Raw genomic sequence first — 15,281 nt, forward strand, 5'->3', positions numbered from 1 at the left:
GATATTGTTTGCGGCATTTGGGGCCCAGATTCCCCGGATGGGTGGGCCCGTCCGGCCACGGGATGGTGTGGTCCACATCGCTGGTGGTGGCGGGCTGGTCGCAGCCGGGGAACATGCACGTCATGGCCCGCATCCGCACGAACTCGTCGATCGCGGTCGAGGGCCGGTACCGCGGCACCCCGCCCAGATCAGTGGCCGAGGCGACCGAGCGCACTGTGGCGCCGCGGGCCACCAAATCCGCCAACTGCGACGGCGGCACCACCGGGCCACCCAGCACGTAGCCGACGGGGGTGCGCACCGGCGCCGGCGGCCGAGCAGGCTCGGACGTCGGACTCGGCGCGGGCGCAGACTCGGTCGGCGGACTCGGCGCGGGTGCCGGGCTTTCAGCCAGCCGAGCCTTGGAATGCGGATGGGGCTCGGGAACCGGCTCGGGCTCGGGCGTCGGTGCGGGAGCGGGCTCAGGCGCCGGCGGCGGGGTTGGCGCGGCCGGCGGGGTTGGCGTCGGAGTGAGGGGTGCGGCTGGGTCTCCGCTGAGCAGCGGATCCGCAATTGGTGCGGGCAGTGCATCGGTGAGCACATGAATCATCACGGCGGTGGCGCGGGCATCGGGCCCGGCGGCCGGGCAGTCCGGGGATCCGCATTGGCAGGCCAACCGGTCCCCGCGGGCCGCGAGCACTCCGAGGGCGTCGGCGCGGCGCTGCCCGAACGTGCGCGGATCCTGTTCGCAGACCTGCCGGGCCATCTCCGTCAACACCCGATCCAGCAGTTCAGCATCGGTGGCCAGGAGGGCACCCCAGATGGACGCCACCCCGGTCTCGTCGTCCGGCTTGCCGATCCCGACCCCACGGCGGCGGGCGGCCGCACGTACCTTGAGCACGGCGGCCGGGTCGAACTTGTGCACCCAGCCGTCGATCTTGCGCTCGATCTTCTTGCGGGACAGGCCCGCCCATTCGGACAAGGCTCCGGCGAGGGCGGCGTCGATGACTGCGAGGGTGTTGGCGTCCTCGACCAGGCGGGTGCGCCAGCAGATCGTCCCGACCGTCCGCGCCGATACCCCGCCGTCGGCGAATACCGCCGCCACCTTCGGGAGCCGCTCGCACAACGCGACCGCGATGGACATCTGCCCGGAGGCTTCCTTGCGCCCGATCCCCAACGCCGCCCCCACCTCGGCGACGGCGGCGTCCCAGCCATCACAGGCCCACCACTGCCGATCACCCTGGTTATCGACCCGCAGCGCCACGAAGTCGGCGATGGCCCGGAATTTTCCGGACTCGGCGATCGCCGCTACCCGCGCGAAATGGACCATCGAGTCGACCACGGAGACATCGTGAACCAGCGTCCCGCTGGCCCCGATTCCCACATGTTCGAACATATGTGCGAGTCTACCCGCCGGATCTGATCAGGTCCACAAAATTTTCGCGCCTGTGGATAACTCGTCGATGGAGTCAGTCGGACCTGAACAAGGAGACCAGTCCTGACCCAAGCGGAGCTCGGACGCCACGTGTTGGCGATCCCGGATACCACGCACGTCGGGCTGACGACATATGACGCGAAGGACCCCAACACGAAGTAGCCGCCGATCACGCCGCTTCGGCCACCACCGGGTGCGCCCAGCCCTCGGTGTGGTTCCCGCCGACATGGCCAAACAGGGCCCCTGCGGGCTAACCGCCTGCGGCCCGCAGGGTGATCTCTGCGATGTCCGTGCGGCTCTGCCCGTCGAGGGTGCCCAGCTTCGAAATCCACACCAGCACGTTGGAAGTTTTCGTCTGATTGTCGACGGTGATGGTGTTCTCGCCCGGTCGTAACGTCACATTCGGCGTCAGCTCCGTAGTGTCGGACAGACTGCTCGGGTTGGCATTCTCGGCCGCACGAACTTGCACCACTGTGCCCGTGCTGGGCACGTCGATCGTGACCTCGCTCAAAGCAGTCGGCGACGGGAGCTGAAGCAGCAGGCCGACACCCTGCTTGAAGGCGGGAAACGGCGAGGCATCCTGGTAGACATCGGTGGGCCACGACGTGTCCGGGTTACCGTCGACGGCCAATCCCGCTTGATCCGGATGGTCTGGTGAGCCGCCGGGGGAGAACACCGTCGCACGCTGGGGCGTCACGATCGGCCCCGGGGCGCCGCGGGACGACCCGCCCATACCGCGGACGAGAAGGATGGATGCGGCGACGATCACTGCGATCACGGTCAGCGCCAGCACGATGCGTACCGGGCGCGACGTCACAACACCGCGACGTCTGCGAGTGCTGGTCGAATGGTTGATCACCGAGTCGACGAAGAGCGTCCGGCCATCCCAGTAGCCGCTGACCTCCACCACATCACCGTCGGAGAGTTGGCCCGTGATGGAGGCGCCCCGGAGCTCGACCGGCACGGCGGTGTGCGCGTCGCCGGTCGACTCGTATCGCTCCACACGGAAGGTCCAGACCTCGTCGTCGCCCTCAGATCCGGACGGTAGCTTCTGCACCCCTTGCGCGGTGCCCATGATCGTCAGCATTTCCAGCCGCTTGGTCTCCGGCGAGCTGCTCGGCTTGGGGTCGTCGGGGAGCTCCCACGGGGCGGTACGGGGACCGGCATCAGGGGGAGTCGGCTCGGTATCGCGCTCCGGCACCGGTTGGGGCGCGGTCGACAGATCCGTGCTGCCACTCAGCGCCCGGGCGAAGTCCAGGCACCGCGCGTAGCGCTGACCAGGTTGTTTTGCCAGCGCCTTCGCCATCGCGGCGTCGAGATGGGCGAGGTCACTACGCCGCTCAGACAGCCGGGGCGGCTGTGCGTAGAGGTGGTTGCCGGCTTGGACGATGCGATTGGCGTCGTCGAAGAGAGGTGCGCCGGTCAACAGGTGGAACGCGGTCGCAGCCAGGGCGTACTGGTCTGCACTGCCGTCGAGCGTCTTCCCGGTGAGCTGTTCGGGCGCTACATACGCGACGGTGCCGATGGCCACGTTGGTCTCCGTGAGACCACTCGCGTCGTCGGCTTCCCGGGCGATGCCGAAATCGGTGAGCAGTATGCGTCGCCGGGCACTTCCCGACGGCGTGGTGACCAGGATGTTCGCCGGTTTGACGTCGCGGTGCAGCAGGTTCCGTTCGTGCGCGACGTCGAGGGCTTCGGCGACGGCCGTCACGATCTCCACCACGTCCTGCAAGGGCATGCCCGACGGGTGCTGCTCGATCAGGTACTTGGCGTCGGTGCCCTCGACATAGTCCATCGAGATCCACAGCCGGCCTTCGAACTCGCCACGATCGTGTACCCCGACGATGTGCGGATGCCACAACGCCGCGGCCAACTCTGCCTCGCGGGTGAACCGGGCGCGGAACTCCTCATCGCGCGTGGTGGTCTCCGAGAGGATCTTGAGTGCATCCAGGCGGGGAAGGCGAGGATGCTGGGCCAGGTAGACCTCACCCATGCCACCGGCACCGAGGAGCCGCTGGATGGTGTAGCCGGCGAAGACGTCACCGGCGTTGAACGGCATCCTCGAAGCCTACAAACCAGGGCAAATCGAGTTGCTCGGAGTCGGCCGCGCATCGCAGCCGACCCCTAGCGTCGCGGTGAATCAAGCAGTGGTGTCGAAGGCGTCCCGAATGCTCTCGCGGGTGGTGGTGAGCTGGGCCTCGATGGCTTCGCGGGCCGACGTGGCAGTGGTGCGCAGCTCGCTCCACTCGCGGCTGGCGACCTCGCGCACGTCGTCGGCACCTTGGGCGGCGGTGCCGGCCACGGTGAACAGTCCGTCCACGGCGGTCGCGGTCAGGGCGCCCTGGGCCCGTACCAGCGAGCCGGCCACGTGCGACGCCCCGGCGATGATGGCGTTGGGTCCGACGGCGTTGCGGCCCACGTATTCGCCTACGGCGCTGCGGATGTCGCGGCCCGACTCGGCGAGCACATCCTGCACGGCCGAGCTGGTCTCGGTCACCGCGTCCGGCAGGGTGGCGCCGTCGCGGACAGAGGAGATCACCTTCGCAGGCGACTCGACGACTGCCTCGGCGGCCGCGGAGGTGGCGCTGACGAGTTGGCGGGTGAGGCTGTGGCCGGCGTCGAGCTGACGCTCCAACACGCCGCTCAGCACCTCGCGGATGGCGAGCCCGGTGTTGGTTTCCTCTTCGGCGGCGGTCTCGGTGGCGGTCTCGACGAGCTCGGCCTCGATGACCTGCCCGTTCGCGGTGTCGTTGGTGGTGGGGGTTTCGGTGATGGTCATGGTTGCTCCTGGAAAACGCGGAAAGCCGGTCGCCGCAATTGAACTCCGCGCCACCGAACCCAGGGTGACGGTCAGGTGACCGGCGGGATCCCCGGAGACAACGAGCTAAATCTGGAGCAGTGACCTACGCGACATTTGTCGCAGCTATGCGCCCGGGACCGTCGCGGCTGTGCCCGCGCCCAGGGCCGATCCCAGTTGGCCGAGGAAGGTGCCCACATCCACCAAGAGTGTCGGCAGCAGAGTTCCGTTCGGCGTCGACGTTGTCGCCGTCGTTCCAGGCGTCAGCGTTGCGGGAGCCAGTCCAGCCGACGTCGTGGCATCGGGCACCGTCAGCGTGGAGTCGATGGCGGGCTGCGGAGGTGTGGGCCAGATCGAGTCGTCGGCATCTGCGACCCCGCTCGCGAATGACAGGGCGGCCATGGCGAGCCCGGCGCTCATGGTCGCCATGCAGATATCTCGCGAATGCGGCGGGAATATGGACATATGGTTTTTCTCCTATTGTGGTGGAAATGGACGCGAGCAATTCGAGTCACAGGGAGCACCTTTGCTTATCGAAATAACGACTTCGGCGCGAAACAATTGCGATGAGTTCACAGAACTCGCTTGGGGGCCAATCTGCAGCGCATCTACCTGCGGAGATAGGTGCCCTAAGTTGATTTAATAAAATGCGCCATAAGTCCACATTATTATGTGAACTTAAATACTTTCAACAAATATTGGACGCTCAATATATTGCGACACGCCGATAAGGAAATGGTGTTTCGCAAATGTGGGCTGGCTATATTCGCCGGCATGTCTGAGATCGATCGCCGCAGTTTGATGAAAATGGCGGGGTTCGGCTTGCTCGTAGCCGCGGCCCCCGCTTCCGTTGCTCACGCCGAAAGGATCGGGAGTGGCACGCTTGCGAGCGCCGTGCCACTGGGTGGCGCGCAGGGGCGTCCGCTCTTCGCGGACGAGTTCGAGGGTCCGGCCGGCAGCCTCCCGGACGGCGCGAAGTGGGCAGTCGAGCCCACGGCCTTCCTCGACGGCAATTCGAATCTGGTCATTCGCACGACGCGTGAGGGTGATCGTTACGTCGGTGGCTCCCTGCTCACCAACTGGCAGGGCGGGGCCGGCACTGCGTGGGAAGCGCGGGTGAGGTTGCAGGCCCTGCCCGACACGTCAGACAGCTCGCGGTTGGCGGGGTGGCATGGCCACATCCATTGGGCGGGTGCGGAATTGGGCGCGGCTGCATCCGAGTCCTATCGCATGGACGTGGACGACCAGTGGCACACGTGGCGCGGGCAACTGCACCAGGGTCAGATGTATGTCTGGTCGGACTACGTCAAGGGCGCGCGGCCGTCGTTCGAGGTCCCCGCGCGCTCGATCTCCAATTCCCGGATCGTTCCGGTCCTCAGTCTCACGGCGCCCAGTTCGGGGGCCGTGTATCCGGCGCAGATGCTCGTCGACTCGGTGCGTGTCTGGTGATGTCGGGTTCGGCAGCGGCGAACCAGAACTGCTGTCTCACAACAAGAAAGGAGTCGGTGAATGGCTAAGCCAATCTGGATAATCGACGACATCACGGTGAATCCGGGCCAGGGGCCGGCGTTCGTCGATGCCTATATGAAGCAGTACGTCCCCGGCGCGATCAAGCGCGGTATGACTCTCGCGAACCGCATGGTCATGCCCTGTGAGTGGCTGGTGGACGGCGAGCCGAATCCGAACCGGATTCTCTTCGTATGGACGGTGCCGGACGCCCTGGGCGTCTGGGGCTTCAAGTTCGCCGGGCGCAATGACCCGGCGGTGCTGAGCTGGTGGCGTGACAAGGCGCCGAAGCTGTGTAAATCCCGGTCCAGGATGATCCTGGCCGACGTCGACGATCTTGCGGGGCTCGCGAATGTATAACTGGATTCTGGTAATTGAGTTCCCCAAGGGAATGGACGCGGCCGGCCGGACGGCGGCGACGGCGAAGTTCCAGTCCTTGATGCAGGGCCTGCCCGGGGTCAAGAATCCCATCGCGCAGGCTTCGCCACAGAACCAGTTCAAGCTCAACGGTGGCGACCTGATCTGCCGTGGATCCTTCGGGAACCGGGGCGGGTACGAGTCCGCGTCGAACAGCAAGCAGGGCAAGGACTTGCGCGCTCTGCTGAACGACAAGAACACCGTCGCGTCGCTCAATGAGGTGACGTACAACGGCGGACTATCGGGAGGCACTGCCAGCAGCCCGACGATCTATCGCGTTGCGTTCTTCTACGCGAACGTCGACCCGTCGCGTGAGCGGCTCGACCAGTTCAGCAAGGAGACGTCCGCGATGCCCAAGTACATCAAGACCATTCAGCGCTGGCAGCTGTCGACGGTCTCGAAGCCGGACACCGCCAACGGCCTGCATCCGTGGACACACGTCTGGGAGCAGGAGTACGCCGCGCTGCCCGGGCTGGTGGGGACGTATCTGATGCACCCGGACCACTTCGCGCATGTGGACCGCTGGTTCGATCCCGAGTACCCCGAGTTCCTCGTCGACCCGGTGTTGATGAACACGTTCTGCCCGATCACCTCGTCGGTCATCGCGTAGCACTGTTCGCCGTGCGCGGCGGGGAAGCATCTGCCGCGCAAGGCAACTCGGCTACGGTCGCGACAATTTTCGCAATCAGGAGGCAATCATGATCGCCAATTTCGGGCCATGGCATTGGCTGGTTCTCGCGGTGGTGGTGGTCGTGCTGTTCGGCGCCAAGAAGCTCCCAGATGCCGCGCAGTCGGTCGGCAAGTCGCTGCGCATCTTCAGATCCGAGATTCGTGAGCTGCACCGGGAGTCCGACTCAGACACCACAGCTGCACCTCTGTAACCTGGCGTCACATCGGCCGGGGTCGGATTCTGCTGCGGCAGAGAGAAATTCGACTGATGGTCCGGTCATTGGGACATTCACCTTGCTCAGGGAATCCACATGATAACCATATGGTGTGCACGGGAACTGGCACCGTCGATCGCTCCAACGGCCAAGGTCGCTGGGGGAATGACGGGGCGTGCCGGCAGGCCCGTCGACAAGCTGACGTTGACCGACGAGGAACGCCGAACTCTGACTCAGTGGGCTTGGTCCGCGCACTCGCCGCGCGCACTGTCCCAGCGGTGCCAGATCGTATTGGGCTGTGCCGCAGGAAAGTCCAACAAGCAGGTGAGCGAGGAGCTGGGCGTCTCGCAACAGACGGTCGGGAAATGGCGGCGGCGGTTTCTGTTGAAGCGGCTGGACGGTTTGACCGATGAGCCGCGTCCGGGGGCGCCGCGCCGGATCACTGACGAGCAGATCGAACAGGTGGTCGCCGCGACGTTGAGCGGATCACCGTCTGGAGTCGAGCCCTGGTCCAGGGCATCGATGGCCGACGCGTACGGGTTGTCCAAATCCACCGTGGGCCGCATCTGGAAGACCTTCGGACTGAAGCCGCACCAGCTGGGCCACACTGAGGCGGGCTCGGGCCCTTAGAAGGGGTGGCATTGTCATGCAGCGCATTTCGCCATTGGCTGCGCTCACAGCTTTGACGTTGACAACGGCTACGCCTGTCCTGGCCGAGCCGGAGGTGTCCGATCCGGGGAGCCTGGCGCATCTCGTGGCCGCGGTCGCCCAGGCCGAGCAGAAGTTGCACGACGTCGGTGCTTCGATCGCAGCCCGGCAGGAAGCCGTGAACAAGGCCATCGCCGTGGTTCAACAAGCCCGTGACGACGGCGCCGAGGCCGAGCGGCAGGTCGTCGAAAGCCAAGCTGCGCTGGATAGTTCGACCACCGCCGTCGACTCGGTGCAGCATCGGGTCGACGAGTACGCCGCCGCGGTGTACGTGCACGGTCCGGACATCCTGACCGACGTGACGGTGACCCAGACGCTCGCGATCAGCTCACAGCAGTTGATCGCGGATGTGCAGCGGGCCCGCACGGAGCGGACCAACCGACAGTCTGCGGCTCGGGAGGCCCGGCGGAAAGCCGAGCAGTCGGTGGTCGCGGCTCAGCAGAGCCTGGATACCGCCGCTGCTGAGTTGACTGCTGCGCAATCGGATTTCGCCGCGAAACGACGCGAGATCGGCGAGTTGGTCGCCCAGCGCGATGCGGCGCGGGCCGGTCTCTCGACCACTGGCGCCGGCCAGATCAACCCGGAACTCGACTACCTCCCCGAAGTGCCGTCGGCGTTGCTCAGCGGTGACCCCAAGGCGGCGATCATCGAGGTGCTGCGGCTGTCGGCGGGCTCGGCCCGGGCCACCGCGGACATGGGGCGGCAGTTCATGGCCACCGTCGGACTGCCCGCCGCATCTGACACGGGTCTGACGAACGGGCGCATCCCCGTCAGCGCCGGGCTCCGCGCGTCCGAGGACGTCATCCGGCGAGCAGTGGCGCAGATCGGCGTTCCCTACTCATGGGGCGGTGGGTACGCCGGCGGTCCGACGAGCGGCATCAGGGAAGGTGCCCACACCGTCGGCTTCGACTGCTCGGGCCTCATCCTGTATGCCTTTGCGGGCGTGGGCATCCTGTTGCCGCACTACTCGGGATTCCAGTACGAAACCGGCCGCAAGATCCCCACGGCGCAGATGCGCCGCGGCGACGTCATCTTCTACGGGCCGGGTGGGAGCCAACACGTGGCGCTCTACCTCGGCGACGGACAGATGCTCGAGGCACCGAACACCGGCCAGGTGGTACGGATCTCCCGGGTGCGCACCAGTGGCATGACGCCCTACGCGGTGCGCTACATCGAGTACTGAATTACACCCAGTACGGCACGCGGGCGCGGTACTGGCGCATCGCGACGGCGGCGACGCCCCAGCCCAGGATGGTCAGCGTGATCACCACGATCCAGTGCCGCAGCTCCTGCGGCTCACCCAGCAACGGCGCACGGACGATGTCCACATAGTGCAGAAGTGGGTTCAGCTCAATGATTTTCGACCAGGTGCCCGCGCCCTGGAGGCGCAGCGTCTGGTCGTTCCAGATGATCGGCGTGATATAGAACAGCAGCTGCACCAGGCTGGCCAGCAGCGGGCTGATGTCCCGGTACCGGGTGGCCAGAATGCCGAAACACAGTGCGACCCAGACACAGTTGGCCACGATCAGTGCCAGCGCTGGAATCACCGACAGGTCGGCCCAGGACCACGGCTTCGGGAAGATGATCGCGATGATCACGAAGATGATGATGTTGTGTGCGAACAACAGCACCTGTCGCCACACCAACCGGTAGACGTGCACCGACAGTGGCGTCGGAAGTTGCTTGATGAGGCCCTCGTTGGCGATGAACACGTCGGCGCCTTCGAGGATCGACGCGTTGATCAGGTTCCAGATGATCAAGCCGAGCGTCACGTATGGCAGGTGCTCGGCCAGCGGCAGGTGGAACAGTTGCGAGTACAGGCCACCCAGCGCCACGGCCATGGTGCCGGTGGCGATGGTGATCCAGATGGGGCCGAGCACCGAACGCCGGTACCGCTGCTTGATGTCCTGCCAGCCCAGGTGCAGCCAGAGTTCGCGCTTACCGAACCCCGTCACCAGGTCAGCCCAGGCGCGGCGCAGTGTCTTGGACTGCGCGGCCGCGTCGGTGAACGTCATCGCTGTCCTCCTGAATCGGGTGAACCGGGCCTGCCGAACTTTTCGTCACGTCCCAAGCCGCGCAATCGCATCCACTCGCGGAAGCCGGCCGGGTCTCGTCGGGTGATCAGGAAGTACCAACCGAACCGCACCCATTCCTGGGGGATCAGCTTGCGCATACCCGGTTGTGACTGCACGTATCCGCGGTTGCGGTAGGTGAAATAGCGCTTGGTGGCGTCGTCGGGGTACTGCGTGTGCATGCGCCCGCCGAGGATCGGCTTGAACTCGTCGGAGCCCTGCGGATGTAGATACACCGCGTTCAGGCAGGTGCCGAACGGCAGGCCGGAACGCACGAGCCGGCGGTGAACCTCGACCTCGTCGCCGCGGACGAACAACCGGATGTCAGGTACGCCAACGGCTTCCAGCGTTGCCGCCCGGAACAGCGCACCATTGAACAACGAGGCGATACCGGGCAGCAGGTCGACACCCGCGTCCTTGTCCACCTGCAACTCCGACACTCGCCGCCGCCACACCAGCCCGCGGCGCAGCGGAAAGGCCAGCCGCCCAGGCTCATTCATGTCGCACACCATGGGCGATACCTCGGCCAGGTCGTGCTTTGCCGCGCAGGCCAACAAGGTGGCGAGCACCGACGTATCGGCGGGGCGCCCGTCGTCGTCGGCCAGCCACACCCAGTCAGCACCCAGGGCCAGTGCGTGCAGAATGCCCAGTGCGAAACCGCCTGCGCCACCGAGATTCCGGGCGGAGCCGAGGTACGTGGTGGCGACCGGCTGGGACTCCACCAGGGTCCGGACCGCGGGGTCGTTGTCGTTGTCGACGACGATCACGTGATCGGGCAGTCGCGTCTGGGAGCACACCACGGCAAGGGATTTCGCCAACAGCTCGGGTCGTCGGTGCGTGACGATCACCGCGCACAACATGTCGCTCACGCCTGGCGCTCGCGCTCGTTCTCTTCGAGCACCTCGCGCACGTGCCGTGCCGCGTCCTCACCCTCATAGGCCCGGACGACGTCCTCGATGCCGCCGGTCATGCGGATGGTGCCGTGATCGACCCACATCGCCGTCTTGCACAACCGCGCCAGGAATTCATTGGAATGGCTCGCGAACACCAGGATTCCGGAGCGTTCCACCAGCGATTGCAGTCGCGTACGCGCCTTCTTCAGGAACTCCGCGTCGACCGCGCCGATGCCTTCGTCGAGCAGCAGGATCTCGGGGTCGATGCTGGTGACCACACCCATCGCCAACCGCACCCGCATACCCGTGGAGTAGGTGCGCAGCGGCATCGAGAGGTACTCGCCGAGTTCGGTGAAGTCGGCGATCTCGTCGACCTTGGCCATCATCTGCTTGCGGGTCTGCCCGAGGAACAGGCCGCGGATGATGATGTTCTCGAAACCGGAGATCTCCGGATCCATGCCGACACCCAGGTCGAACACCGGGGCCACGCGGCCGCGCACGGTCGCCGAACCGCGCGTCGGTTCGTAGATGCCCGACAGCAGGCGGAGCAGCGTCGACTTGCCCGCGCCGTTGTGCCCGACCAGACCCACGCGGTCACCCATGTTGAGCGACATGGTGATGTCCCGAAGTGCTTCGATCACAACGACATTCGACTCGTTGCGGTTGATGCCGCCGCCGGCCTTGCCGAGGAACGCCTTCTTCAGCGAGCGGGACTTCGCGTCGAAAATGGGGAACTCGACCCACGCGTTCTGCGTGGAGATATGCGGTTCGCTCACGGTCTACAGGTACTGGCCGGTGCCGGATTGGAACGGGCCACGGCCACCCTCGGCGCCGGGTGGCAGCGCGCCCTGGCGCATCTGCTCCAGCTGCGCGCGGGCCGCCATCTGCTGGGCGAACAGGGCCGTCTGAATGCCGTGGAACAGTCCTTCGAGCCAGCCGACCAGCTGCGCCTGCGCGATGCGCAGTTCGGCGGCCGAAGGCACCTTCTCCTCGGAGAACGGCAGCGACAGCCGTTCCAGTTCCTCGGTCAGTTCCGGTGCCAGGCCGTCCTCGAGCTCGCGGATGCTCGACCGGTGGATGTCGCGCAGACGGTTGCGGCTGGCCTCGTCCAGCGGCGCGGAGCGCACCTCCTCCAGCAGCTGCTTGATCATGGTGCCGATCCGCATCACCTTGGCCGGCTGCTCGACCAGGTCGGTCAGCGATTTGCCTTCGTCGCCCTGGTCGAGGTCTTCCCCGCCCAATGCCAGGTCCCCGCCGATGACCTCGATGTTGTCGTCGTCGTCTTCTGGTTTCAGCGTCATTGCTGCACTGTTCCTATCTGTTCGCCGGTGCGGCGGCGTCGCCGCGCCACTCGTAGATGCGGGACCGTCCGTTGTCGTAGATCTTGGCCCACGACTTCGACTTATCCAGCGACACTAGTCCGTCGGGCATGACGAACCCTTTGACGATGGTCGAGCTGGTGATCACGTACCGGATGTTCAGGGCGTGCACCGCCTCCGCGATCCGCGGATCGGTGTCGGCGTCGTCGGCGTAGGCCCAGAAGATGAAGCGGTGGTAGCCCGGGCCCTGCTGCTGCGGATAGTCGTAGTGCGTCCACAGCGGATGCAGGCCCGCGACCGCGTACATCCACGACGTGCCGTCGGTGTTCGCGTTGCCGATCAGAGTGTCCTTGGCGCCGGGCAGCGTCGCCAGGTAGGCGAAGGCCTCCAGGTTCTTGTCGTTGACCATGATCCGGTCGTACTTCTGGCCGATCAGGTAGCGGTGCCGGGGGAAGTAGTGCCACGCCAGGCCGACTGTGGACACGACGAGCGCGAGCACCGTGGCGACGGCCCAGAACCGTTCGGTGCGGGGCGCCCGTTTCCGCAGCCAGTCGACGGCGAAGACGATGATGGCGAACAACGCGATCCCGGCGAACGGCGTGATCAGCAGGGTCACCACGGCAGACAGTCGGCGCGGGTCGCTGTAGTAGAGGTCGGCGTACGCCCCGATCAGCTTGCCGATCGGACCGCCGAACGGCGCCCCGGAATGCACGATCGCGACCATCATCACCAGCCAGACCACCGCGGGCCACCAGACGCGCTTGATCAGCAGGATCAGCCCGCCGATGCCGCCGAGCGCGATCAGGATGTTCTGGATCGGGTAATCGTTGAGGTGGCGCGTGTGCTCGACGATCGCGTTGAACAGCACCCGAAGCCGGGTCTGGTGGGTGACGAATGCGTGCCCGACGATGATGTCGGCCTGTGCCAACACCCCGATGAACTGCGGCAGCAGCAGTACCAGCGACGGCACTGCGACGGCCAGGAGGGTCAGGATGTCGGCGAGGCGCCCGCGCACCGGATTCCGCAGGGTGTCGCACAGCCACCACGCGCCGACGAACGTGACGACGACGACGCCGCCCGTGATGTGCGTGGAGAACACCCCGACCAGGGCGATGACGGCAAGCGGAATCCGGTTCCGGTGCCGCAGGCACGACATGATCAGCACGGTCGTCGGGCCGGCCAGGCCGTACGCCACCAGGTTGGGGACGGCGGCGACGTCGAACTCGACGTAGGGCAGGGCCGTGAACGACGCCGCAAGGGCACCCGCCGCGGCGGCGGCACCGGCGCTCCACCGCTGGCACTTGTACGGCCGGACCATGGCCCACGTCAGGCTCGCCGCGCTGACGGGGAACAACCAGATCGAGGCCGCCAGCGAGTGCAGGGTGTAGGCCGTCGTCGGGGCGGCGCCGGTGAGTTGGCAGAAGACGGCGGCGAGGGCGTGGAACGTCGACGGGTAGTACAGCAACGCGTGGGTCTCGACATTGCGAAGCTCGCCCATGTGCATCGGCGAGGCCTGACCGACGTCGAGAATCCAGCGGATGGTGTTGCCGTGCCAGACCGAGTCCCAGGTACTCGGAATGGATTGCCAATGCGGCATGCCGAGGATTGCTGAAATCGCGATGGCGGCCGCGCCGACGAGAATGCCCGCGGCGACGAAGAGCGCCGGGCCGCGGGTGATCGCGAGGGCTTCCGCTGGCGTGTCGACGAACCGTCGCAGGGCACGACGAAGCCCGGCCACCACCACAACCGCGATGACGAACGACAGCAACGCGGTCCAGGCGTTCCACGGAACGCCGACGGCACCCAATGGGACGACGGCCAAAGCTACGATGCCGTAGGTCACTGCGGGGCCGACTGCGACGGCAACGGGCCAGGTTAGCTGTGCTACGCGGGCGGTGATTGCTCCAGGTATCACCATGATCAACAGGGCGACAAGGACGCCGGACGCCAAGCTCACTGCACTAGTATGGCTGTTCGGGTGGCCCGGCTTTCGCCGGTGTGTGTGCAGCGGGGCGCGCCCGCCGGAAAAATTTGGCTGGCAGGCCTGAATCGCTTGAAGGTTGGCATGGCATGGCATACGACGTCGCCCGGGTGCGCGGTCTGCACCCGTCACTGGGCGGCGGCTGGGTGCACTTCGATGCGCCGACCGGAATGCTGCTGCCGGACTCAGTAGCGACCACCGTTTCGACCGCGTTCCGCGGGTCCATGTCGTCGGCCACCGGGCCGCACCCGGCCGCCCAGCGCAGCGCCGCAGTGCTGACCGCCGCGCGCCAGGCCGTCGCCGATCTGGTCGGCGGCGATCCGCGCGGAGTGGTGTTCGGCGCCGACCGTGCCGTCCTGCTGAACTCGCTGGCCGAGGCGTCGGCGTCGCGGTCAGGCCTGGGCTACGAGGTGGTCGTCACCCGTCTGGACGACGAGGCCAACATCGCACCGTGGCTGCGGGCGGCGAATCGCTATGGCGCCAAGGTGAAGTGGGCCGAGGTCGACATCGAGACCGGCGAACTGCCCAGCTGGCAGTGGGAGACCCTGATCACGCGGCCGACCCGGCTGATCGCGATCACCTCGGCATCATCGAAGCTCGGCACCGTCACCGATCTGCGGCCCGTCACCAAGATGGCGCGGGAGAACGGCGGCATGGTCGTGGTCGACCACTCGGTGGCCGCGCCCTACCGACTGCTGGACATCAACGACGTCGACGCCGATGTGGTGGCGCTCAACGCGATCGCGTGGGGTGGCCCGCCGATCGGCGCGCTGGTCTTCCGCGACCCGGCGATGATCGACACCCTGGCGGCGGTGTCGCTGGACCCGAACGCGACGGGCGCCGCCCGCCTGGAGGTCGGTGCGCACCAGTTCGGACTGCTCGGCGGGGTGGTGGCCAGCATCGAATACCTGGCCAACCTCGACGATGCCGCAACCGGCTCGCGTCGCGAAAGGCTCGCGCGCTCAATGCAATCGGCGGAGGCCTACCTGAACCGGGTGTTCGGGTACCTGCTCAACTCGCTGCGGTCGCTGCCGCTGGTGATGGTTCTCGGAGCTCCTGAGGCCGCCATTCCGGTGCTGAGCTTCGCGGTTCAGGGCGTGCCCGCCGACCGCGTGATCAGCCGGCTGGCCGACAACGGCGTACTGGCGGTGTCGGACAGCAACTCCCGGGTGCTGGAGGCCATCGGCGTCAACGACATCGGCGGCGCCGTGACTGTCGGGCTCGGGCATTACACGACCACCGCCGAAGTGGATCAGCTGGTCCGGGCGCTCGCCTCGCTGGGCTGACGCCCGG

The 15,281-nt window shown here is 66.5% G+C and carries 17 protein-coding genes; 7 read left to right on the forward strand and 10 right to left on the reverse strand.

Going from position 1 to position 15,281, the window contains the following annotated elements; translation table 11 throughout:
- The 5 genes from EB75_RS08340 to EB75_RS28740 form a co-directional block, all read right to left on the reverse strand.
- A partial coding sequence (locus EB75_RS08340) for an HNH endonuclease signature motif containing protein (protein WP_073694963.1) occupies nucleotides 1-1,372 on the reverse strand: 1,372 nt, incomplete at its 3' end.
- A 289-nt stretch (nucleotides 1,373-1,661) separates the two neighbouring features.
- Nucleotides 1,662-3,470 (reverse strand): serine/threonine-protein kinase, encoded by a 1,809-nt coding sequence (locus tag EB75_RS08345; RefSeq protein WP_073694964.1) that lies wholly within the window; start codon nucleotides 3,468-3,470, stop codon nucleotides 1,662-1,664.
- An 81-nt stretch (nucleotides 3,471-3,551) separates the two neighbouring features.
- Nucleotides 3,552-4,190 carry a hypothetical protein gene (locus EB75_RS08350; protein WP_073694965.1) on the reverse strand — a complete coding sequence of 213 codons (639 nt, stop codon included), beginning with the start codon at nucleotides 4,188-4,190 and terminating at the stop codon, nucleotides 3,552-3,554.
- Between the two features lie 144 nt (nucleotides 4,191-4,334).
- The gene (locus EB75_RS08355) at nucleotides 4,335-4,637 is read right to left on the reverse strand and encodes a hypothetical protein (protein ID WP_073694966.1); all 303 of its coding nucleotides are present in this window, start codon (nucleotides 4,635-4,637) and stop codon (nucleotides 4,335-4,337) included.
- Nucleotides 4,638-4,886: 249 nt separating this feature from the next.
- The gene (locus EB75_RS28740) at nucleotides 4,887-5,066 is read right to left on the reverse strand and encodes a hypothetical protein (protein ID WP_142239487.1); all 180 of its coding nucleotides are present in this window, start codon (nucleotides 5,064-5,066) and stop codon (nucleotides 4,887-4,889) included.
- A 36-nt stretch (nucleotides 5,067-5,102) separates the two neighbouring features.
- Between EB75_RS28740 and EB75_RS08360 the strand changes: the two genes are divergently transcribed.
- The 6 genes from EB75_RS08360 (at nucleotide 5,103) to EB75_RS08385 (ending at nucleotide 8,906) form a co-directional block, all read left to right on the forward strand.
- Nucleotides 5,103-5,657 (forward strand): LamG domain-containing protein, encoded by a 555-nt coding sequence (locus EB75_RS08360; protein WP_142239488.1) that lies wholly within the window; start codon nucleotides 5,103-5,105, stop codon nucleotides 5,655-5,657.
- 60 nt (nucleotides 5,658-5,717) lie between these two features.
- Complete coding sequence (locus tag EB75_RS08365; protein WP_073694968.1) at nucleotides 5,718-6,074, forward strand: hypothetical protein; 357 nt, start codon at nucleotides 5,718-5,720, stop codon at nucleotides 6,072-6,074.
- On the forward strand, nucleotides 6,067-6,741 hold the full coding sequence (locus EB75_RS08370) for a Dabb family protein (protein ID WP_073694969.1): 675 nt from the start codon (nucleotides 6,067-6,069) through the stop codon (nucleotides 6,739-6,741). Before EB75_RS08365 ends, EB75_RS08370 begins: the two co-directional genes overlap by 8 nt.
- Nucleotides 6,742-6,832: 91 nt before the next feature.
- Nucleotides 6,833-7,012, forward strand: a complete 180-nt coding sequence (tatA, locus tag EB75_RS28425) for a Sec-independent protein translocase subunit TatA (RefSeq protein WP_083612090.1) — start codon at nucleotides 6,833-6,835, stop codon at nucleotides 7,010-7,012.
- A 168-nt stretch (nucleotides 7,013-7,180) separates the two neighbouring features.
- Nucleotides 7,181-7,645, forward strand: coding sequence for a helix-turn-helix domain-containing protein (locus EB75_RS08380; RefSeq protein WP_073694970.1), 465 nt, complete (start codon nucleotides 7,181-7,183; stop codon nucleotides 7,643-7,645).
- A 52-nt stretch (nucleotides 7,646-7,697) separates the two neighbouring features.
- Nucleotides 7,698-8,906: an NlpC/P60 family protein gene (locus tag EB75_RS08385; protein ID WP_286150124.1), complete on the forward strand. Its 1,209-nt coding sequence runs from the start codon at nucleotides 7,698-7,700 to the stop codon at nucleotides 8,904-8,906.
- Between the two features lies 1 nt (nucleotide 8,907).
- On the opposite strand, the gene wzm is transcribed toward EB75_RS08385, so the two are convergent.
- The 5 genes from wzm to EB75_RS08410 are packed head-to-tail and all read right to left on the reverse strand — an operon-like array spanning nucleotide 8,908 to nucleotide 13,964.
- Nucleotides 8,908-9,738, reverse strand: coding sequence for a galactan export ABC transporter permease subunit Wzm/RfbD (wzm, locus tag EB75_RS08390; RefSeq protein ID WP_073694972.1), 831 nt, complete (start codon nucleotides 9,736-9,738; stop codon nucleotides 8,908-8,910).
- A complete protein-coding gene (gene glfT1 / locus EB75_RS08395; protein WP_073694995.1) occupies nucleotides 9,735-10,655 on the reverse strand; it encodes a galactofuranosyltransferase GlfT1 in 921 nt (306 codons plus the stop codon). Before glfT1 ends, wzm begins: the two co-directional genes overlap by 4 nt.
- Nucleotides 10,656-10,660: 5 nt before the next feature.
- Nucleotides 10,661-11,464: a galactan export ABC transporter ATP-binding subunit Wzt/RfbE gene (gene wzt, locus EB75_RS08400; protein WP_073694973.1), complete on the reverse strand. Its 804-nt coding sequence runs from the start codon at nucleotides 11,462-11,464 to the stop codon at nucleotides 10,661-10,663.
- A gap of 3 nt (nucleotides 11,465-11,467) precedes the next feature.
- Nucleotides 11,468-11,989, reverse strand: a complete 522-nt coding sequence (locus EB75_RS08405; protein ID WP_073694974.1) for a bacterial proteasome activator family protein — start codon at nucleotides 11,987-11,989, stop codon at nucleotides 11,468-11,470.
- Between the two features lie 13 nt (nucleotides 11,990-12,002).
- Complete coding sequence (locus EB75_RS08410) at nucleotides 12,003-13,964, reverse strand: DUF6541 family protein (protein ID WP_073694975.1); 1,962 nt, start codon at nucleotides 13,962-13,964, stop codon at nucleotides 12,003-12,005.
- Nucleotides 13,965-14,077: 113 nt separating this feature from the next.
- On the opposite strand from EB75_RS08410, the gene EB75_RS08415 reads away from it, so the two are divergent.
- Nucleotides 14,078-15,274, forward strand: a complete 1,197-nt coding sequence (locus EB75_RS08415) for a cysteine desulfurase-like protein (protein WP_073694976.1) — start codon at nucleotides 14,078-14,080, stop codon at nucleotides 15,272-15,274.
- Nucleotides 15,275-15,281: the final 7 nt, after the last annotated feature.

Origin of the sequence: Mycobacterium sp. ST-F2, from assembly GCF_001905655.1 — a bacterium.
Lineage (GTDB): Bacteria > Actinomycetota > Actinomycetes > Mycobacteriales > Mycobacteriaceae > Mycobacterium.

What these genes read in the sequence shown, in the direction of transcription:
- EB75_RS08380 (WP_073694970.1), top strand. Translation starts at nt 7,181, where the DNA reads ATGACGGGGCGTGCCGGCAGGCCCGTCGACAAGCTGACGTTGACCGAC.
- EB75_RS08345 (WP_073694964.1), bottom strand. Translation starts at nt 3,470, where the DNA reads ATGCCGTTCAACGCCGGTGACGTCTTCGCCGGCTACACCATCCAGCGG.
- EB75_RS08405 (WP_073694974.1), bottom strand. Translation starts at nt 11,989, where the DNA reads ATGACGCTGAAACCAGAAGACGACGACGACAACATCGAGGTCATCGGC.
- wzm (WP_073694972.1), bottom strand. Translation starts at nt 9,738, where the DNA reads ATGACGTTCACCGACGCGGCCGCGCAGTCCAAGACACTGCGCCGCGCC.
- EB75_RS08350 (WP_073694965.1), bottom strand. Translation starts at nt 4,190, where the DNA reads ATGACCATCACCGAAACCCCCACCACCAACGACACCGCGAACGGGCAG.
- glfT1 (WP_073694995.1), bottom strand. Translation starts at nt 10,655, where the DNA reads ATGTTGTGCGCGGTGATCGTCACGCACCGACGACCCGAGCTGTTGGCG.
- EB75_RS08415 (WP_073694976.1), top strand. Translation starts at nt 14,078, where the DNA reads ATGGCATACGACGTCGCCCGGGTGCGCGGTCTGCACCCGTCACTGGGC.
- EB75_RS08355 (WP_073694966.1), bottom strand. Translation starts at nt 4,637, where the DNA reads ATGGCGACCATGAGCGCCGGGCTCGCCATGGCCGCCCTGTCATTCGCG.
- EB75_RS08365 (WP_073694968.1), top strand. Translation starts at nt 5,718, where the DNA reads ATGGCTAAGCCAATCTGGATAATCGACGACATCACGGTGAATCCGGGC.
- EB75_RS08370 (WP_073694969.1), top strand. Translation starts at nt 6,067, where the DNA reads ATGTATAACTGGATTCTGGTAATTGAGTTCCCCAAGGGAATGGACGCG.